This is a genomic window from Leptospira kobayashii, from assembly GCF_003114835.2.
Classification (GTDB): domain Bacteria; phylum Spirochaetota; class Leptospiria; order Leptospirales; family Leptospiraceae; genus Leptospira_A; species Leptospira_A kobayashii.
In genome coordinates this window covers 729244-750251 of sequence record NZ_AP025028.1, presented here as the reverse complement: position 1 = coordinate 750251, position 21008 = coordinate 729244, and the positions used below count along the sequence as shown (strand labels likewise).

At 41.3% G+C, this 21008-nt stretch carries 16 protein-coding genes; 13 read left to right on the top strand and 3 right to left on the bottom strand.

Annotation, left to right across the window (positions count from 1 at the left end; all coding sequences use genetic code 11):
- The 3 genes from DI077_RS03375 (at position 1) to DI077_RS03365 (ending at position 3494) form a co-directional block, all read left to right on the top strand.
- Positions 1-1332: a DUF445 family protein gene (locus DI077_RS03375; RefSeq protein WP_109020820.1), complete on the top strand. Its 1332-nt coding sequence runs from the start codon at positions 1-3 to the stop codon at positions 1330-1332.
- A gap of 589 nt (positions 1333-1921) precedes the next feature.
- Positions 1922-2302, top strand: a complete 381-nt coding sequence (locus DI077_RS03370; protein ID WP_109020821.1) for a TRL domain-containing protein — start codon at positions 1922-1924, stop codon at positions 2300-2302.
- Between the two features lie 106 nt (positions 2303-2408).
- Positions 2409-3494 (top strand): hypothetical protein, encoded by a 1086-nt coding sequence (locus tag DI077_RS03365; protein ID WP_109020822.1) that lies wholly within the window; start codon positions 2409-2411, stop codon positions 3492-3494.
- A 1004-nt stretch (positions 3495-4498) separates the two neighbouring features.
- Here the strand turns inward: DI077_RS03365 and DI077_RS03360 are convergent.
- Entirely contained in the window at positions 4499-6631 is a 2133-nt protein-coding gene (locus tag DI077_RS03360) for a toprim domain-containing protein (RefSeq protein WP_109020823.1), read from the bottom strand.
- A 3-nt stretch (positions 6632-6634) separates the two neighbouring features.
- Positions 6635-8005, bottom strand: a complete 1371-nt coding sequence (locus tag DI077_RS03355) for a DNA gyrase subunit A (protein ID WP_109020824.1) — start codon at positions 8003-8005, stop codon at positions 6635-6637.
- 170 nt (positions 8006-8175) lie between these two features.
- Between DI077_RS03355 and DI077_RS03350 the strand changes: the two genes are divergently transcribed.
- From DI077_RS03350 to DI077_RS03305, 10 genes are all read left to right on the top strand, one after another.
- Positions 8176-8940, top strand: a complete 765-nt coding sequence (locus DI077_RS03350) for a hypothetical protein (protein ID WP_135354906.1) — start codon at positions 8176-8178, stop codon at positions 8938-8940.
- Positions 8937-10490: a glutamate--tRNA ligase gene (gltX, locus tag DI077_RS03345; protein WP_109020826.1), complete on the top strand. Its 1554-nt coding sequence runs from the start codon at positions 8937-8939 to the stop codon at positions 10488-10490. The genes DI077_RS03350 and gltX overlap by 4 nt, the downstream gene beginning before the upstream one ends.
- Positions 10491-10659: 169 nt before the next feature.
- Positions 10660-11193, top strand: a complete 534-nt coding sequence (locus tag DI077_RS03340; RefSeq protein ID WP_109020880.1) for an ATP-binding protein — start codon at positions 10660-10662, stop codon at positions 11191-11193.
- A gap of 1 nt (position 11194) precedes the next feature.
- Positions 11195-12322 (top strand): glycosyltransferase, encoded by a 1128-nt coding sequence (locus tag DI077_RS03335; RefSeq protein WP_109020827.1) that lies wholly within the window; start codon positions 11195-11197, stop codon positions 12320-12322.
- Positions 12300-15074 (top strand): DNA polymerase I, encoded by a 2775-nt coding sequence (gene polA, locus DI077_RS03330; RefSeq protein WP_167837164.1) that lies wholly within the window; start codon positions 12300-12302, stop codon positions 15072-15074. Before DI077_RS03335 ends, polA begins: the two co-directional genes overlap by 23 nt.
- A gap of 819 nt (positions 15075-15893) precedes the next feature.
- A complete protein-coding gene (locus tag DI077_RS03325) occupies positions 15894-16673 on the top strand; it encodes a GNAT family N-acetyltransferase (RefSeq protein WP_109020828.1) in 780 nt (259 codons plus the stop codon).
- Positions 16670-17803, top strand: coding sequence for a hypothetical protein (locus tag DI077_RS03320; protein ID WP_109020829.1), 1134 nt, complete (start codon positions 16670-16672; stop codon positions 17801-17803). The genes DI077_RS03325 and DI077_RS03320 overlap by 4 nt, the downstream gene beginning before the upstream one ends.
- Positions 17804-17894: 91 nt before the next feature.
- Positions 17895-18575 carry a biliverdin-producing heme oxygenase gene (locus DI077_RS03315; RefSeq protein WP_109020830.1) on the top strand — a complete coding sequence of 227 codons (681 nt, stop codon included), beginning with the start codon at positions 17895-17897 and terminating at the stop codon, positions 18573-18575.
- Position 18576: 1 nt separating this feature from the next.
- Positions 18577-19830, top strand: coding sequence for an MFS transporter (locus DI077_RS03310; RefSeq protein WP_109020831.1), 1254 nt, complete (start codon positions 18577-18579; stop codon positions 19828-19830).
- A gap of 33 nt (positions 19831-19863) precedes the next feature.
- Positions 19864-20229 carry an LIC13410 family lipoprotein gene (locus DI077_RS03305; RefSeq protein ID WP_109020832.1) on the top strand — a complete coding sequence of 122 codons (366 nt, stop codon included), beginning with the start codon at positions 19864-19866 and terminating at the stop codon, positions 20227-20229.
- On the opposite strand, the gene DI077_RS03300 is transcribed toward DI077_RS03305, so the two are convergent.
- Positions 20226-20990 (bottom strand): LIC13411 family adhesin, encoded by a 765-nt coding sequence (locus DI077_RS03300; RefSeq protein WP_109020833.1) that lies wholly within the window; start codon positions 20988-20990, stop codon positions 20226-20228. The genes DI077_RS03305 and DI077_RS03300 overlap by 4 nt on opposite strands.
- Between the last annotated feature and the right edge of the window lie 18 nt (positions 20991-21008).

Genomic DNA, 21008 nt, shown 5'->3' with positions numbered 1-21008 from the left:
ATGGACATAGCAAAAATTGATTCCTGGTATAGAAAGAGTTTGGTGTTTTTTTCCATTATAGCCGGTGGATTCCAAGTCTATTTGCCTGACAATATTTGGATAGACGCCTGTTTTGTGATCCTTATGGCGGGAGTGGTCGGTTATTTTACCAACTTTCTCGCAATTAAGATGTTATTTCAACCTAAGGCAGGTAAGGTGCTCGGTTGGGAAGGACTCGTCCCGAAGAATAAACCGAAGATTGCCAAATCGTTAGGCGAAAGCATTCAAAACAATCTGCTGCATCCCGATATCATTCTCGCTTATATCTATGAAAGAAACCTGGTAGAATCGGGTGTACAAAAAATAGTCAAAGAAATCGACGAAGCCATACATAACGATGAAATCCGGGAGATGTTGGTAACAAAAATCATTACCATATTGAAAGAAAGAGGCCCCGAGATACTGGAAGTCATCTTTGATTTTTCAGAGGAAACTATTAAAAAGATGGCTTCCCGACCGGAAGAAATCCAAAAGCTCTGGATCTATACCCGTAACAAACTGATGGATTATCTCAACGAACAAACCAATCGCGAAGAAATCGGAAACCAACTGCGTGTCGTACTATTGGAAGAGATGCCCAGACTTGCAAACCTTTTGAACGAGGGCCTGGAAGATTATCTTAAAACAAGAAACACTCTCGGTAAAATCGGAATCGGTGTGAAGAAGATATTTTCCTTCAATGACGAAGCGATTCAGGAACTTTTGGAACGATTTGTACAGGATCCCGAAACATCGGATCAATTCATGGGAATGATGGATGAAGTGATGGCAAGATTGCAGGAACGATTGGATTCGAAAGAAACACAAGATTTCATTACAGCCAAAATTTCCGATTGGCTATCGGCAAGCGGTGATTATGCGAGACAAAATCTATTGCCAAACGGTATCGAAAGATTGCAGTCTTATCTGGACGATCCGAGCAATTGGGAAGAAATCGAAAAAAATTTCTTCCGCGCGGTGGATTGGATCAAGAACAGGCTAGTAGAGTTTATGAATAGCGAAGAAGGAAAGATTTATCTAAAAAAGAATATAGAGAAATTCGTTCACAAAATCAATGTTACCGCACTTGTGGAAGAACGTGTAATGGAATTGGATACGGATGATCTGGAAAAGATGATCCTGGATAATACCGGCGGAAACCTGGTCGTCATTCAATTCTTAGGCGGAATTCTGGGAATGATTGCCGGGCTCGTTCAAGTCCATATCTACTTTGGGATACCGGTAGGAGCCTTGGTAGGGATAACATACATTGCTCATTATAGGAATAAGAGGAAGCAGGAGGGGGATCTTTGATATAAATCAATGACCTTGCCCAGGTATTCGGTGGTGTTCCGAATTGCGTCTTATAAACTAAGACGGGATGGGGATTGTAAAATCGACGTGCGTATTCGATCGACATCTTTTGTGTATCTTTCGTTCAAGTATAAATCGGCAAACGACTGTATTCTCAGGGCCAATCCGAAGTCAGTGTTAAAAATGCCTCATACAAATTATTGCATAAATCGGAGAAAAAAGTAAAAAACTACCGATTTTACAAAATCCCAAATGATAACAGAAACTAACAACTAAAATATTTCATATTACTTGTTTTTGTTACGCGGAACCAAACAAATCTTTGGCTCCAATTGCAACTGAAATTCATTATATATTAAAAAATATTTGCTTCCAGTCACAGCGACTAAAATAGGTAGATTTTTCCGTATCGAATGGCTCAAGCTAAGCGTTGACTTTTCTTAGTTGTTAGTTTTTTTTTCTTGAGTTTTGTAGCCCTTCAATCAAATTCTGTTATGTTATGCGGATGTCTTATTGCGGATATTAACTAGTTTGACGTTTACAATAATGCGTTTAGTATAATAAATTTAATATATTCTAGGAAAAACTCATGAAAAAAGAATACTTTCTCTTAGCCTTTGCAATGGCTACTGCCTTATTGGTAGCTTGTAATAATTATCCGACAAGATTGGATCCACCAGGTTCTTACGGTATGTCTGGAGGAGCGCCGGCATCACTTTTTGCAAATCAAAAAGGTAATGTTAGCTGTCAAGTTAGTGATGGTTCTTGCCTTGGCCAAACAGTAGGCGCAAAAACAGGCGAAGCGTGTTCATCAATTTTTCTATTCGGGGTAATTGGTACTGGCGATATGAGTATCGCTACGGCGGCGAGAAACGGAAAAATTACGAAAATCGGTACTGTTGATTATAGTCAATTGAACGTTCTTGGTTCACTATATTTCGAAAAATGTACTATCGTTAGTGGGGATTAATCCTTCTTTTCTCCTATCCTGACTTAGAAAACATTGGCCGACCCGTAGCGATATTGGTCGGTTATTTTAATTTTGACAATCCGGTAACTGCAAGCAAAACAGTTTTATGCGTTTTGACATCCCCATTCTTTCTTTTTTGTTGGCAGGACTAGCGGTCTCCTGTTCTTCAGCCTATAGAAATATTAAAATCCCAGAACCAGTTTTCGCATCGGAATGTATTCATAATGCCTATTTCGTAAATGAGCTTTGCAAGGATGAGAAGGAATATCTCGATTGGGCAAATAAGTTCCCTGCCTATCCTTTGATTACAGATCTTACACGCGATCGACTGAGTGAGTTAGCAAGACAATATGGCATTGATGAAGCTGCGGCGCTCATTTATAATCGGATCATCACAGATCCGAAAAACAAAGCCCTCTATAATTACTTAGAAAACCAGAAAACTAACAAACGATCGAAGCAGCCTGATGTCACTTCAAAACACCTAACTCTTGTTTTTATTCCAGGAATGTTCTATAGAAGTAACAAAGATTTCGATTCGGAAGGGTCCAACATCCGCAGGTTGGCAGAGAAAATTGGTTATAGAACGGACATTATTCGGGTAAACGATACTGGAACGGTGCAAGATAACGCCATCGCGATCTGTGATTATCTAGAGGGGCCCACTCCTGGCAAATTAGTTATGGCAACGCTGTCAAAAGGTGCTAGTGATTTAAAGACAGCATTTGCAAGGTGCGGTAAATCTCCTCATTTCCGAAAAATTATTGGGTGGTTCAATATAGTCGGATTAACAAAAGGCACACAAATTGCCAATTTCGTAAAAGATAATTGGACCATTAAACTATATACGAGAATTTATTTCTGGTGGAAAGGTTATGATTATAATGGCATCCTCTCCATGCAATCTGGACCTAGTACATCGCTTGACCCTGAACTTCTGGTTCCTAATCACATTAGACTATTGAATATTATGGCTGTCCCGATTCGCCGGACAGTATCCGAAAAAGCTATGCCTTATTACGATTTGCTGGCACCTTACGGGCCGAACGATGGCATCGGTCTCCTGGCAGATATGTATTTACCCGGAGGACACACATGGGCTTATTGGCGGAGCGATCATTACTTTTTCCAACCAATAAGTGATACCACAATCATTTCTTTACTAGCTTTCATGGCGGAAGGTTTAGATTAAAGAAAAGGGATATTTTCAACGTTTAGAAAACTTAACCTACTTTTCATCAATAAATTCTCAAAACACTCTAGCCTCGACTGTATGGTTTTGACTCCTAACTTGTTTGAAAGCTTTCAAAATGGAAATCCGGTAATGCCACCTAACATAATATCGCTGAACAAAAGACAGTCGGCACATATTGGAGCAGGCTAAACTCACACTAAATAACGGGGGTTGAAACGCGACGACACTTTCTGCGGAATAAGGTGGGTCCGTTCCCGCTACTCGTCCAAGTTCGACAACCCTGTTGGTTGTATTTTAAAATCCAATTCAAAAGTAATTTGGAGTTGTATTAAACTCCCGAGTTTTTTAGGGGAAACGGGGTAAAAATGGAGCTGTAGTCATGATGATCTTACCATCTGGACGAGTATACAATCGGCTTGGGCGTAAAACTCAGCGATTTACACCCCCTCCTATATCTGCGTGATAGCTACCGGTTTGTGGAATTATAGTGGGAATCGATGCCTGAAATTCTAGCAAAGTTTCTCAGCGTGAGATTGGAGACAAAGATAAACTTACCGTAGTCTCAGTTAGCTATGGAACTTACGCAAGAACCTTTACCTTTGCTTGGAGAATAAGTTATTTTTTAAATGAGTCTTCTTATTTCAGTCGTAGAAGTCTACTTTAAAAAATTTCAGTATGGTTGATACATGAGCAAATTCAAGTTTATCTGAATCAATCTCATAATCTTCGTTATTACATTGGTCATGCGCAAGTATTTAACACCTTAACGGAGTCCGGCTCGATATCTACGTAATTATTAACAAGAGAAAACTGAATCTTGTCTTTCTTTTTGACCCAAGACATTCACATTTTCGTCGAAATAAATTTTGTCTGAGTCGGAAATAGTATATATATACCAGGTCTACGAGCAATTCGGTTTTATAAAACTAGGAGACGTAAATAGCGGGAGCATACCCCCCCTCACTCTTTAACCAAGACATTATCGGTGTTAAATACTATTTCTAATCCTCTATCACACTCATCGAATATTCGGAAATGGCTTCTCTTCTTTTATCCGCATAGTCTTTATGAAACCAAAGATCCTGGATCGTCTTAGCGCTCTTTTTGTTGCCAATGGTGATCTTCGTCATACACTCATCCACTGCAAACTTCATCGCTTCTTTTCCGGTCTCACCCAAACCTTTGTTACGTTTCTTGCGGGTGATCTCAGACCCGGTTTTATTGACTTTTGCGACCAATTTGTCATAATCCGAGTCATCAATACAGAAGACCGTTTCCTTTTTGGCATCTTTCCATTTTACATCCACTTCATAAAGAGGAGCGGAGGAAATATTGATAAAACCGATATCAAAAAGCTCGGGCCAGTATTCGTAAAAGAAAGACAACATCAAAGAACGAATCGCATAACCGTCAAAATCCGCGTCCGTAATAATACTGATTTTATCGTAATGCAATTCATCGATGGACTTTACCTTCCCATCCAAAGGAAGACCGCAGATCGCAACTATGTTTTTCAATTCTTCGTTTTGCATCGCTTTGGCGAGAGACATACCTTTGCAATTCAAAGGTTTTCCACGTAGAGGAAAAAGACCGTGAAGTTTAGGATTCCGTGCGGGACGTAGTCCCGCAATCGCCGAGTCCCCCTCCGCAACAAACAACACCCTACCTACATCATTCGGTTTGCCGGTAGGAGGCATAAGTTTGGGAATATTATTTCTGGAAGCTTTTCTAAGTCCTTTTTGTGCATCTTCCAATTGTTTCAGTTGGGTTCTGCGCTCCATTACCATTTTAACTTCTTCCACAAGAGCGGTTTTTTTCAGAAGTTTATCCAGATGTTTATCAACGGCCTTACGAATGTCTTCGTTCAAGTCATTGATCAGATAGGATTTATCTTGGGATTTAAAACGAGGGTTGAGAATTCGCAAATTCACATACATGTGGAAACAACTTCTTACATCGTTACGCGTACATTGTGTATTCAGCTTTTTCTCTAAAGACACGATTTGTGACTTTTTACGAATCTCATCACAAAGTCTGTTTTCCAAATATTCAATGGCAGAACCGCCTTGCGGACAGAAGATGGAGTTCACCCAAGTCAGGGTTTTGTTCTGACCGACAACCGCATACGTATCCATATTGATCTGCGAAGCGGACGTTTTGTCCGTATAATCCAGTTTGTAGTAAACCATGTCGGAATTGCTGAAAATCTCATCAAAACCTTTTTTAAATTTATACTTTTCTTTACCGGATTTATGAATAAAAACAACTTCCAAACCGGGATTGGACATGGCAATATCCTGTAAATACTGCTTCACCAAATCAATATTAAATGAGACATCCAGATTGTTAAAATAAGCCGGATTCAATTCAAACTCTACGGTGGTTCCGTGATCTTCCTTTTTGGCAGCTTCAATCACCGCAGTCATTCCCGCTTTTTCGGAAGGAGCTTTCAATTGTTTGATCTGCTCAGGAGTAAGGCTCGGGCAATCGGTAAAATGTCCATGTTCGTCAAAATATAGAAAAGTTCTTTCCTGATCTTCTTTGGAAAGTTTGAAGGCACGGATTACTTTTTTTACATCTTCCGTGATGGTAAAAGTTTTTTTATACGCCTTACCATTGTTAATTGTCTTAACGCGAAAGAAAGAAGATACCATTCTTACAAGAGAGATACCTACACCATTTTGACCGGCGACGTGATCTTCTTTGACTTTATCATCAAAGTTTTCTCCGTACATAAGATGTAGATACACGCCTTCCGCGTTATCTGCAGGAATCCCGCGACCATTGTCCTGGATGGTAACCCGTTTTCTATCACTGGAAAGCTGAACGATGAGTTTGTTCATCTTGTCTTTTTCCTGGATGGATTTATCGTTCAGGTTCTTACGATACTCATCCACACAGTTCATACAAGACTCATCCAAACATTTGATTTTCGCAGGTATGTCGGAGAGTTCTTCGTGAGTAATATCGTATTTTCCGGCGCTATCTTTCGTAAAAAAATGCTGTTCGAATGTGGACAATGAGTTCTGTCCGAGCCACATCCCCGTACGCATACGAACGTGTTCTACGTTCGATAGTTTTTTAAAATTACGTGAGTTTGATGCTGACGCTTTTTCTTGTTTTGCTTGTGCCATATATTATTTCGGATCCCACTTCGCTTTCAATTCGTCGAGTTCCAGAGTCATAAATCCTGTGAGTTTCTTATCATCTTTTTGAAGAGCGGTATACTCGGTAAATTTAGTCTTCGCTTCCACAATAGCTTCTTCGCATTTACGAACCTCATCCAAAGTCATTCGATAAACCGGGATCGTGCTCAACCATTCAAAATAAATGAATTTCGCAGCTTTCAGTTTGTCTTCGAAATCCTTTTTGGATTTGATTCCAGTTACTTTTTCGTTCCATTTTTCTTTGATAAAACGAATGAGTTCGGAGTTTCTGTCGATTTTTTCCTTTTCCAATCCCGCAAGACGCTTAAATCTTCGTATAAGATGCGTTTTACGGAAATCGCAAAATCGTTTTATGATTTCTTCAGGAGTATAATTTTTTAGTTTTCCTTCATGAGTGATGACATTGATGGTAAGAACTTCGTTATTTTCCTTGGAAAACAGCGCTTTTACTTCCGCATCGCTCGGCTCTTCGCCTTTTTTGGCAATGAGCTCTATCTTAAAAGTCTGACTGGAATGATCTATATAGTCCTTCAACCAATTGTCTTTTTTCTCAATCAAATCATCCAGATAAACAATCACCTTTTCGCGGTTCCAGTTCATCGGAGAGTCGGTCAAAAACAACTTACCGTCTTCTTTCTTGAAAGCAAATGTTGTCGACATGACAACGGAACCGTTATCATTTTTGGATAATTTAACTTCCCCTTTGTAACCTTTGTACCAAGGGGTTATCTTTTTTACTTTGCCTGTTTTTAAATAAGAAACTTGAGAATCGATGACATCACTGAGTTTATGAGCGGGGATAAAACAACGAAATCCGGTAGCGATACCTTGGATATTATTCAGAAGTACGACGGGAACTTTTCCTACGAAATGAATCGGTTCGTCTTCCGTTTCATCGTAGTTTTTTGCATAATCAATATCGGGAAGACTCTCAAAAAAGCCCAAATCCTTAACAAAATCGGATAATTTCACTTCCGTATAACGAGGGCTGGCGATAGCGCTCGGATCCAAAACGTCCCCGAACGTTCCCTCACCGCTAACAAGAGGATAGTTGTTCGCAAATGCGAAATCCTGTGCCATTTGGGAAAGAGCATCTTGGATGGACTTGTCTCCGTGAGGGTGATACCCCATCGCAAGACCCGCTACTTTTACCGTTTTTGTATGTCTTGTGCGTGCGTCGGAATTCCACATTGCCCAAAGAATTCGTCGCTGAACAGGCTTTAGACCATCAATTTCTTGCGGAATTGCACGTGAATCGCAGACGTAACGGGAGTATTTTCTCTGGTCGTCGTGGACTTGTTCTTCAAAGGGGCGTTTGGGAAATTGATCTTCGCTCTTCATGATACCAAATGACAGAGGGAAGGGGTGAATTGACTTGTCAAGCCGTTTTCCCATTTTAGATTGGCAAAGTAGCCTCTACTATGTCACCCAAACCCCGAGTAAAACCCTATTTTTATTGGTCTATTTGCAGTTTGATTTTTTTTCTATTTTGGGGGTGTAATTTCATAAACTTGAGCCTGAAAAACCGGTCCCAACCTGATTTTTCAGCCCCGGTTCTCTACACAAAAAACCCAAAAAAACCGAACCCGAAGTTCTTCGCGGATGGCTCTTCTACCTACTACTTTTTAGAGGCGGAACCTTCGAAAAAAGCCGGTTTGGCCGCAAAATGGGAGATCGGTTTTTTCATTTATGAGAAAGATTTCCTGTCTTCCCTCAAAGAAAATTTCAATCAAGAAACATTTTTCACATACAAACTCACTTGGAAAAGGTGGATCGGAAAATTGGATCCCGGTTCCAATCAAACCGTTCTTAAAGCAAATTACAACTCTATCGAGTTAGGTGAAGTACAAGCAAATTCATTGCCGGAATTATTCAATCTGATCGGTACCGCTCCGATCAAAAAATCAAATACCGACGAGTATGATGTATTCCATATTCAAACCGATTTGGCCTGGTATGCGGAAGAAGGTAAGGCGGGAAATGACGGAGCAGTTTATATTTGGAGAGACGAGCCTAGTTCCAATACGGATTTTTTCTCCTCTTCTCCCTCTAAAGAAACTTTCAAATACTCTTCAGCAAACTATGATTATACGAGAAACAAATTCGAAGTGATTCCGAACGATCGAAACAAACTTTTTTATAAAACAATCTATTCGGATTCCAAAACCGAAATTTTCTTTGTTCCACCTTTTGCCAACAACTCCGCTTCCAAAACAAAAGAACCGGTAGGTTACACTAGAATTGGCAATTTTTTATTAAAAGAGGATATGAAATGACCGAAGTTCGTACACGATTTGCCCCTTCTCCTTCCGGTTTCCTACATGTAGGAGGAGCGAGAACCGCATTATTCAATTATCTTTATGCAAAGGCAATGAAAGGTAAGTTTATCTTACGAGTGGAAGACACGGATCAGGACAGATCCACGGAAGCATCATTTAAAATCATCTTGGAATCTTTAAAATGGTTGGGTATGGAATGGGATGAAGGTCCTGGAGTCGGCGGTCCCCACGGACCTTATACCCAATCGGAACGATTGCATATCTACAAAGAATACACTGACAAATTGATCGGGGAACGCAAAGCCTATCGTTGTTTTTGCAGTTCCGAAGAATTGGAAGGCAAAAAGAAACAAGCCGAGTCCATGGGTATTCCTTATCTGTATGACGGAAAATGTTCCGAACTGACGGAAGAAGAAATCGGAAACAATCTTTCCAAGAAAGCTCCTTATACGGTTCGATTCCGTACTCCGAATAAAATCGTAATCGTCGACGATATGATTCAAGGAAAGGTGAAATTCGAATCAAAACTGATCGGAGACTTTATCCTTGTAAAATCGGACGGATTTCCTTCCTATAATTATGCAGTGGTGATCGACGACGCACTGATGCAAATTACGCATGTTATTCGGGGAGTCGGTCATTTATCAAATACTCCCCGCCAAATTTTAATTTTCGAAGCATTCGGATTCCCGCTCCCCAGATTTGCCCACGCAAGCGAGATCGTAGGAAGTGACGGGAAAAAATTATCCAAAAGAGCCGGGGCCACATCGGTTCTCGCCTTCCGGGAGTTAGGTTATCTTTCGGAGACTTTACGGAATTATATGGCTCTTCTCGGATGGACTTCTCCCGACGGAAAGGAATACATGGAAGATTCCGAACTCTGTTCCGTATTCGATATCGAAAGATGTTCCAAGTCACCCGCTACATTCGATGTTTTCAAAAAACTGAAAGAAGAAGAAAAGGAAACGGTCGACTTCAATAAGTTAGATGCCGCAGGACTTTCCGATTATTTGAACCCGAAATCAAAACTGAATTGGATGTCAAACAAACTGATCCGTGACGTTTCCATCGAAAGACTGGGAAAAGAGATGGAACCTTTCCTTGCGAATGCAAAGATCCCTAACGAATACAAATCAGGAACTCATCCCACACTTCTTTCCATTTTGGATTCGGTCAGAGTTTATCTGGACAGGTTGATCCAGGCACCTCCTTATATCGAAGAATTCTTTCTGGAAGATCTCGGGTTTGAAAACGAGGAAGCGAAATCCCTTCTTCTCGAAGGCAACGGAACCATCGTAGCAAAAACTTTTTACGAACAAATTCTATCTGCGAATCCAAGTTCTCCCGACCAGTACAAAGAAATTATGTCAAAGGCCGGGGAAAAAACCGGCGAAAAAGGAAGAACCTTGTTTATGCCGATTCGTTCAATTACGACCGGAAAATCCCATGGATTGGAACTTCCGATCCTATTTACCCTTCTAGGAAAGGAAAAACTGCAAAAGAGAATGGAGATTCTCGCAAAGGTAGCAAATATTGCCTTAAATTAGGCCTATTTTTTGCGTTACAAAAAAAATACTTTGAATCTTTCTAGTTTTATGGTTTTTTCTTTGGAAATTCGTTGTATCCTGTAAGAAAAGGCAGTCGTAAAGAATTAACGTGAGCGAAATCCAAGAAAAAGAACATTTTGTAATGAGCCCTTCTCCAGGGTCCTATGCTATGTTTTTGCCACCTGATATGGCTTCGGTGAAGTCCTTCAGAAGGGAACTTCGCAAATCTTTAACGGAAAACCATTTCTCCCTCGAAAACATCATGCAGATCGAACTTGCTGCGGATGAGGCGCTTACCAACTCCGTAGCAGCAAATGTTTGTAATTGCAGTGATGAAACCATCATCTGTCGTTGGAGGATCAACGGTTCCAAATTCACCCTTTATGTTCTGGATTACGGATCCGGTCTCAAAGCGGAGGAAGAGGAAGAAGAAGCGGAAAAAGCCTTCTCCTCAAATCCTTGCCTCGCCACCTTCATCGGAAATGTAATCAATCACCAAACCAAAAAACCCGCTCTCCTTCCTTACAACGGTCAAAATCAAAAACATAAGAATATGGGAAAAGGCTTGAAAATTATCAATGCCATGATGGACTCCGTTAAGGTAATGTTTCACGGAGAAGGCGAAGTGGAAGAAGTTCCGCAGGGTTTTAAAGTGATGGGATCCATTCTTACACTCGAATACGATAGCGCCAAACATCTATAATTTGATTTTACATATTAATACCTCCCGCGAATGGCGCGGAGGAGAACAACAATTATACTATCTTGCCCAAGGGCTGAATCAAAACAAAATCGAACAATTGATTGTTTGCCAGCCGAACTCTCCCCTCTTTGAAAGATGTACGGAAGCGGGATTTTCGTGTTATCCTTTGGAAATGAAAGGAGAATGGGATAGAAAAGCGGTAAAAGCGATTCGAAACATTTGTTTGGAAAAGAAAGTCAAATTGATCCACACTCATACGGCGCATGCGCATGGTTTGGCGGTGTTTGCAAAAAGGAATACTTTGAATATTCCTTTGATAGTCTCGAGACGGGTGGATTTCAAACCGGGCACAAGCATTTTTTCCCGTTGGAAATACGGACATTCAGCTAACGACTATTATCTGCCAGTATCACAAGCAATTAAAAAAGTAATGTTGGAAGCGGGGATCAGCCCGGAAAAACTCATCACCGTCTATTCGGGGATCGATCTAAAACGATTCTCCAAATTGCCTTCAGGGGAAGGCATCCGGGAAGAATTTTCGATTCCTAAAAAAACGATCATCATAGGAAATATCGCCGCACTCGTCGATCATAAAGATCAGGAGACATTGATTCGAGCGATTGAGAAAATGAAAACCCAAGTTCCTTTCAAAGTTCTGATCGTAGGCGAAGGCAGACTCGAGAGAAAGCTGAAAACCCTAACAAAAGAGCTGGGCCTGGAAGACAAAATTATATTTACCGGATACAGAACCGATATCCTCGCATTACTTTCGTTATTTGATATATTTACGTTGACTTCCAAAGAAGAAGGTCTCGGTACATCGGTATTGGACGCGATGGCATCTGCCCTCCCGGTCGTAGCAACTACAGGCGGCGGAATCGGAGAAATGTTAACGGACGGACAAGGGGCATTTCTCTCTCCGGTGGGTGACAGCACTTCTCTTGCAAAATCATTTGATTCCCTCGTAGAATCCGAAGCTCTACGAAACAGTTTCGGAACTTTCAATAAGCTGGCTGTGAAACGATTTTCCTGTACAGAGACCTCCGAAAAAACAAAACTCATTTACTATTCCTTACTAGGTGATTCTCTGTTCGGGAAGGATAATTATGAATCGTCTACTCATCATTGACGGACATGCCTTAGCATTCCGAGCCTATTTCGCTTTTGCCGCATCGAACCTAACCAATTCCAAAACGGGGCTCCCTAGCGGCGCCGTATTCGGTTTCTGGAGGATGTTATTCAAACTTCTCCAAGATGAAAAAGTATCCCATATCGCTTTTACATTCGATCCGGGCACACGACTTCATAGAAACGATATGTACGAAGCATATAAGGCACAGCGAAAGCCGATGCCTGAGGATCTAAGACCTCAGATCAAAGAAATATACAAAATGATAGAAACCTTGGAATTCCCCATGTACAAAATGGACGGAATCGAAGCGGATGATATCATAGGTTCCCTCTGTAAAAAGTTTGCAAAAGATTTTGATGAAATAGTAATTCTCTCCAGTGACAAAGATCTTTATCAGATATTAGGTGAAAACATTCACATGTTACGTGGTAAAAAGGGAGTTTCCGAGTTTGAAAGGATCGATCCCAAGTGGGTGAAAGAAAATATAGGAATCACAAGAGAACAAGTCACCGACTATATGGGAATCTTGGGAGACGCTTCGGATAATATCCCTGGAATCAAAGGGATCGGAGACAAAGGGGCGAAAACCCTGATACAGGAATACGGAAACCTGGAAGAGATTTATAAAAATCTGGGTAACATCAAAAACAAAAATCTTGTAGAAAAACTAACAGCTAACAAAGAGAATGCGTTTTTGTCCAGAAAGCTTGCTACTATCATTACGAATCTCAAATTAGAGATCAAAAAATCGGATCTAAAAGTACCGAATTATTTTGATCCTGCAAAAGTTCAGTTTTTCAAAGATGAAGGTTATAATGTACTTCACCGCGACCTTGCCAAACTAGCAGGGATTAAACTGGAAGATGCGCCATCCGCTCCTGCCGCCAAAAAAAGCAAAAAGAAGGGAGAGGAAGCTCAGGAGGAAGCGGCACCGGCTGCACCTAAAAATCTAAAGTATATCAGAATCAAAACTATCGATGAATTGAAAAAAATCCTGAGTAAGATCGATCCCAAAAAACCGATTTCAGTAGATACGGAAACAACGTCGCAAGACCCGATGCTCGCGGAAATTTTAGGAGTGTCCTTTACCCAAAAAGAAGGAGAAGGATACTACATCGCTTTAGCACATTCCGAATCCATCTACTCTCATTTGCTCCCCAATCCCACGGAAGCTTTGGCCTTGTTTAAACCGATTTTAGAAAATCCGAAACTTCCCAAAATCGGACAGAACATAAAATATGATGTTTTGGTTTTCAGAAATTACGGAATCCGAGTCAAAGGAATCGAGTTTGATACCATGCTCGCTTCCTACATTCTCACACCGGGAGAAAGACGTCATAATATGGATGATATGGCAACGGATTATCTTAATTACAAAACAATCACCTATGATGAATTAGTTGGTACAGGAAAAAAGAAACAAAATTTATTTGATATAGATCCTGATCGTGTTTCCGAATACGCCTGCGAAGATGCGGATATCACTCTGCGACTTTATCATGTTCTGGAAAAGAAACTGGAAGGTACATCCGAAAAAATCTTCAAAGATGTGGAGATGCCTTTGATTGATGTTTTGGGAGAGATGGAATTCACGGGTGTCAGCGTTGAGAAAGAATATTTCGAAGGCCTATCCACCGTATTTGAGAAAAAGATCCTGGAACATGAAAAGAATATTCATTTTTATGCAGGAAGACAGTTCAATATCAATTCCACCAAAGAACTGCAAGTTGTTCTATTTGAGGACTTGCGTTTGCCTGCGGAGAAAAAAACACAGACAGGATTCTCAACGGATCATTCGGTCTTGGAGTCTTTGCAAGGAAGTCATCCCATCATAGATGATTTACTTGCTATCAGAAAATTTTCCAAACTGAAAAGTACATATTCGGATAGTTTGCCTACCTTGATCAATCCGAAGACGGGACGCATCCACACCAGCTATAACCAAACGATTGCCGCAACAGGAAGATTATCATCGACTAACCCCAATTTGCAGAACATCCCGATCAAAGACGAAGAAGGTCGCCTTCTTCGAAAAGGTTTTTTCCCCGGCAAAGGATTGGAAATTCTTTCTCTCGACTATAGCCAGATTGAGCTCAGGATTATGGCTCATTTTTCCAATGACCCTCAAATGATCGATGCCTATCAATCCGGTGCGGACATTCACAGAAGAACCGCTGCAGGTCTTTTCGGAGTCAAGGAAAAAGATGTAACGCCTGAAATGCGGAATAAGGCGAAAGTCGTGAACTTTTCCGTAATCTACGGAGTTACTTCCTTCGGTCTTTCCAATAACCTTCGAATTGCACGCAAAGAAGCAAAAGAATTTATAGAACGGTATTTTGCCCAATACACAGGGGTAAAAGAATATATGGAATCAACCGTAGAGTTCTGTAAAAAGAACGGTTATGTGGAGACGTTACTCGGCCGTCGTCGTTATCTTCCCGATATCAATTCCACACATAAAATGGCATCCGAAGCCGCAAAACGGGTCGCGATCAACTCACCGATCCAAGGAACTTCCGCCGATATGATCAAACTTGCCATGTTGAAAATACATGATCATATCCAAAAAAAGTCTTTGAAATCACGTATCATCTTACAGGTGCATGACGAACTTGTATTTGAAGTGGATAAAAAGGAAAAAGAAGAGTTTTTCGCTTTTGCCAAAAAAGAAATGGAAAAGGCCCTACCTTTGAAAGTGCCCGTGACGGTCGAAGGTAAGTTTGGCAAAAACTGGGACGAGGCACACTGATAGGGTTGTGGATATTAGTCCCTTCCTCGCGCTAATAGAAGCGAGGAAGTGTTCGAAACTCCTGTGCGCCTCGATCTTCTTTCTTTGTTCAATCGCATAGCTTTTGCGAGGCTCATGCAAAAAGGCGAACTTTTTCTGAGAATTTTTCGGAAAAATGCAAAGAGGAATTGCTAATTCGGCTTAGATATGTTAGTTGGAACTCATTGGGTGGCGGGTGGACTACCCCTCCCTAATCAGGGCGGGGATACCAAAATCTCATCTTATAAGAAGTAACTCTCCTTAAACAAAAATTTTACCTGCGCCAACGATCGCAGCGAAAATCCTTTGCGTAGCAAAGATTGAAGCGGAGAGCGTGATCGGGGCTTCGATACATCCGGATCGTCTAATATATCCGAGGCGCCCTAATCTTCACCATCTTCAAATACAAAAAAATCAAAACATTCTTCTCTTAAAAGCAAGTGAGATGTTCCACGCGGTGGCATAAAGTGCATCTCAGGATTTAAGTGCATTTTTAAATGTCAGGTGATTAAAGATTTATGTGTCGATTGATTAGACTTGCAAGCAAGTCTGTAAATCTAGACTACCGCATTCGCTTACCGTCCAGTTTACATTCTCGCTCCCTATGGGTCGCTGCGAATGGCCAGGGATGCAGGAGCTCGTGCGTCGGAACAGGATGTTCCGCGCACAGGAGCGTGAAACATCGAACGAAATATACTTGCCAAAACCGAATCAATTCTGTCTAATTTTTACTCGTTTGTCACATAGACGTAACAGAGAGGGGTTACTTTGAAGCCAGATAAGAAAAAAGGAAAACCCTTTATGAAAGCGAACAACCCTACACTGCACAAAACGGAACGAGTTCTGGAAGTCCGTCTTGCCGAAAACCAATTGGAAATCGAAAGAGCACTCGCTCTTCGTTATGACGTATTCAATCTTGAAATGGGAGAAGGACTCCCTCAATCGTCAGCAACCAGAAAAGACAGAGACGAATACGATCTTTACTGCCACCACTTACTTGTATTTGATAAAACCAATGATAATAAAATCGTAGGAACCTACCGTATCCTAACAAGAGAAAACGCAAAAAAAGGAATCGGATTTTACAGCGAAAACGAATTCGATATCACTTCCATCTACAACCTTCCCGATGAAATCGCGGAAGTAGGTAGAAGTTGCGTTCATCCCGACTACCGTGACGGTTCGGTGATCTCTCTTCTTTGGCAAGGACTTGCCGAGTTTATGATCAAGTATGACGTTCGTTACTTGATGGGCTGCGGTTCCATTCACTCTACAAATGCGGACGTTGCTTCCGAATCTTATGCATTCCTGAAAGCGAAAGATGCGCTTGCTCCGGAAGAATTCAGAGTGTTCCCGAATCCCGACTATTGCCTACCGGGTTTCAATGTGAACCATGAAATAGGAGATCCGAAATCCGTTTCCAAAAATATCCCTCCACTTTTGAAAGGATATATCCGGATCGGTGCTAAAATCTGTGGAATTCCCGCGCTGGATTCTGTTTTTGGTACTACGGACGTGTTTATTCTCTTTGACCGAAAAGAAATTACGGAGAGATACGCAAAACACTACATGAGTGCATGAGTAAAAAAGAGGAAGTCGATTACCAACACCCCAGTTTCAAAGACCAGGTTCGTTTCTTTTCCATCACAGCAGTACTTGTTGCTGGGATTTGTCTTGGCTATCTTTACGGGCTTCCTACTTATTTCCTAGGTTGGTGTTCTTTCGCTATTGCCGCATTTTCTGTTGCAGGAAACGATGCGGTTCAAACCGTCGGAACTTTTATTGAAAGTAAAAAATCCGTTCACTGGTTTCGAAAATTAATCGTACTCGGTGGACTACTTGTCCTAGTCCATCTTTTCGGATGGTTTCTCCACAAAGGAGAAATTCACTTCCACCGTTTGGATCAATTTCCCGAACCGGATCATTTCAACTTATTTCAATTGCTCGCTCCCGTAGTCCTTGTAGTCATAACAAGGCTCAGAGCACCCGTTTCCACCACGTTTCTCGTATTAGGTCTGTTTGGTGGAAATAACATAGAAAAAATGCTAACCAAATCCTTTTTGGGATACGGTCTCGCATTCTTATCCGCCATAATGATTTGGGCAATACTTGCCAAAGTCGATCCCCAGGAATATTACGAAGAACATACCCCCGATCCTGTTTCGGAACGAAAATGGTCTCGTTTGCAATGGTTCTCCACCATCTACCTTTGGGTAGCCTGGCTTTTTCAGGACACAGCTAACATCGCCGTATTCATACCACGCCATCTGAGCTTTCTCGAATTTTCGGTCGCCTCCTCTTTGTTAGTATTCGCATTATTCATCATCATCCGAACGAACGGAGGAACCATCCAACAAGTCGTCTCGGAAAAATCTGACATCAAATGGTCGAAGGCCGCTACGACGGTTGATTTTGTTTATGGAACGATTTTGTTTATATTTCAGACCATCAGCAATGTTCCTATGTCCACCACTTGGGTATTTTTAGGATTACTTGCTGGCAGGGAAATCATTCTGAATGTTCTCACCTACAGAGACCTCCCCTACTTGGACACATTCAGAAAAGTCGGCAAAGATGTGGTTCTCGCGGCAATGGGCATTATCATCAGCATCTTTATCATCTATATGGCAAACATTGTTTATCCCGAAGTAAAACCGATCCAGGGAGAAGTGATCAAAAAACAATCCGACGTACAAGAATCCCCCCTCTAAAAATCCTTTACCTCTCTCCCAATTGTCAGGGTAATGTCATTTATGAGACTGATTCTCACCAAATGAGCTTCAGCCGCAACTAGGAGATTTTATGTCAGTAGCACTTATGTTGAGAGAAGGAACGGCGGAAAAACACCAGGAAACGGAACGAGTTCCTTACCTCAGAGCCATCTTTCGCGGCGGACTCGATCCTCAAACTTATACATACCAATTGGAAAGCCTTCGCGATGTTTACAACGTGATGGAAGATCTATTTCGTGAAAATGCAAAAGACCCCATCCTTTCCAAAGTTTATTTCCCTGAACTTTTCCGAACGAAAGCGTTGGAAGAGGACATTCAATTTTTCCAATCTAAATTCGGAACCAAAGTCAAAGGAAAAATTTCCCCCAGAACACAGGACTACATCAATCATATCCAAAGAGTAGCAAAAGAAAATCCTTCCTTACTGGTTGCACAGTCTTACGTTCGCTATCTGGGAGACCTTTCCGGCGGACAAGCGATCAAAAAAGTAATCGCAAAAACTTTTGCTTTGGAAGGAATTCCCGGAACAGCTTTCTATGAATTTCCTGAAATCCAAGACCACCAAGCATTCAAAGGAATCTACAGAACAGCGATGGACACTCTTCCTTTGAATGATTCCCAAAAGGCGGAATTATTGGAAGAAGCGAAACAAGTTTTCGATTTAAACAAAAATCTATTTGTAGAGTTGGAAGCGGATTTAAAAATCAATATCGGTGCTGAAAAATTCCAAGAATTGATCCCGGCAGGATGAGTTGAGTTTCCCTTATACACTAATCACTCTCGTTTTTCTTTCCATGTTGCCGGTCACGATGATCGTCCCTGTCGTCAAGGACATCGTCAAAGACCGGTTACTCGGTTCGAATTGGGAAGTAGCTTATTTTACAAGCATTCCCATGCTCGGCTCGTTTTTATTCGCACCGATCGCAGGAATGATTTCCGATAGATTCCGCAATAGAAAGTATTTTATTGCGGCATTTTGTTTTGTAGACGCCTTTTTATTTTATCTTCTCACCCAAATCCACAATATGAATTTATTCCTTCTGGTTCGTTTCTTCGAAGGAGCTTCTCATATCTTTATCATAGGACTTTTACTCTCTTCTGCGGCAGACAGAGAAAACGACCCGGAAAACACCCGTTACTACGGCAAAGGGGTTCTTATGGGAATTACTGGAATGTTTTTATCCTTAGGCGGTGCTTTCGGAATGCCTCTAGGTATTTTGGGTAGGAAAAATCCACTTCTGCCTTTTTATGTAGGTTCCGGGATTTTGGTTTTTGTAGGACTCGTTGCTTTATTCAAATTGAAAGACACCGGTGTTCATAAACAAAAAGAATTCAAACTTTCCCATTTGAAAACTGCGATCATCGACAATCCTTACCTGTACGTTCCGTTTTTATTCAACTTTATAGACCGTTTTACAGTCGGATTCATTATTTCCTCTTTCAATATTCATTTGAGAGAGACATTGGCATTTCACCCTGGGATTTTAGGGGTATTCTTAGGACTCGTTCTGTTTCCGATGAGCCTACTGTCTTATCCTTCGGCATTGGTTTCTCGCAAAACAGGTGTTTTGCCTCTAGTGCTGGCCGGTTCCCTGGTATATGGGATTTTCCTCGGACTTTCGGGGACTACTGACAATTTTTGGCTTCTTTTCACCTATCTTTTGATATGCGGGATTGGTGCAGGAGTAATGTTCGTGCCTTCCATGATGCTTGCAAGCAAGATGTCTCGTTCCGGTTTGACTGCAACCACCATGTCGGCATTCACAGGAATCGGATCTCTCGGTTTTATGTTAGGTCCCGTCGTTTCCGTACAAATGGAAGGTGTTTTCAAAGCGAATCTGCCTGCAGAATATTCGTTTCCGGCATTGTCTTTCTTTTTCGGATTTTTGGAAATCGGACTTGTACTTCTCACGATTCCATTCTTCAAAAAAATCCTGGAAAAAATCAAGATCGCAGAGAAAGAAAGGCACGAGATTCCACTTGCCAATTCCACTCCACTTGTCTAATCTTAGAATAGAATTTACATTACGAGGTGAACTGTGAAACGTTCTCTAATCTTTTTTTCTTTTTCTCTGGTCTTACTAACATTTGTTTCATGTAGCTCCGGAAACAAAGTAACATCCGACAGCTCCAAAGTGCACCCGCATACTGCACTCCGCAAATTGGAAATCGATATGATTAAAGTCGGTGATAGTCTGGTTAAAACGGAAGCGGTTCTCGGCAAACCTACTGAAAAGTCATCTGATCCTGCCGGTACTGTTCAAGTATGGTGGCTTGCAGAAGATAAAAATGTTCCGGAACAGTATTATACCTTGAAAGAGAAACCGGAAGAAACCGACGGAAAATTCATTAAATTGGTTTTTGATACGAAAAACAAAATCGTTTCCAAAGATTTCAAACTTTAGTCTTCCGAAGAGTCATCCTCTTCAGATTCTGAATTTGTTGGAAGAGGGAAACCCGGAAAACTAGGTTTCTCTTTTCCCTCCAAATCATCGTCAAACATATCAAAGGTGGTAAAGCCCAAAACAAAGTCCAAAGCTTCCGCGATATTAAATCCTACTCTGGCACCACCGTAAATCCCACCTACAAATTCGATATTCCACAAAAATCCTTTAGGATACCCGAACGGTTTTTCTTCACCCTTGGGCAAATACATCATCAATTCTTTGTTTCCCGTTTGGTTCACTATATCGAGAGTGAGTTCTCTTTGGAACGTTTCTTTTTTACGTTTTTTTCTTTCTCCCACGGGATCATTGAAATAGGAATAATAACGCATCTTATAACTTTTGAGATTGGCTCTCTCGTCTTCCGTTAATGGAATCCCTTTCTTGTCGACGATCCAATTTCCTTTGTCGTCTAACATAGGAAGGCCGGAGTGATGACTTTCCCCGCCTAATATACCAAATACGAGTTGTTGGGAATGATAACCGCCAAAGTCCCCTCCCCGAAGTCCGTAACCGCGACCCAAATCCCTTTTACCCATTTCGGATTCTCCCCCTTGGAAAAGAAATCCTATGGGCAAAGGTCCGATTTTGACTGCGGCACCGTACATGGGAGTTTCCGCGCCTACCGTGACAACGTCTTGCATGTCTTTGCGTCTATTTTTCCAATAGGTGGCACAATCTGCCAAAAGGAAGAGTAAAAGAATTGGGGTCCAAAATCGCATTCTTTTCCAGTTTTTAAG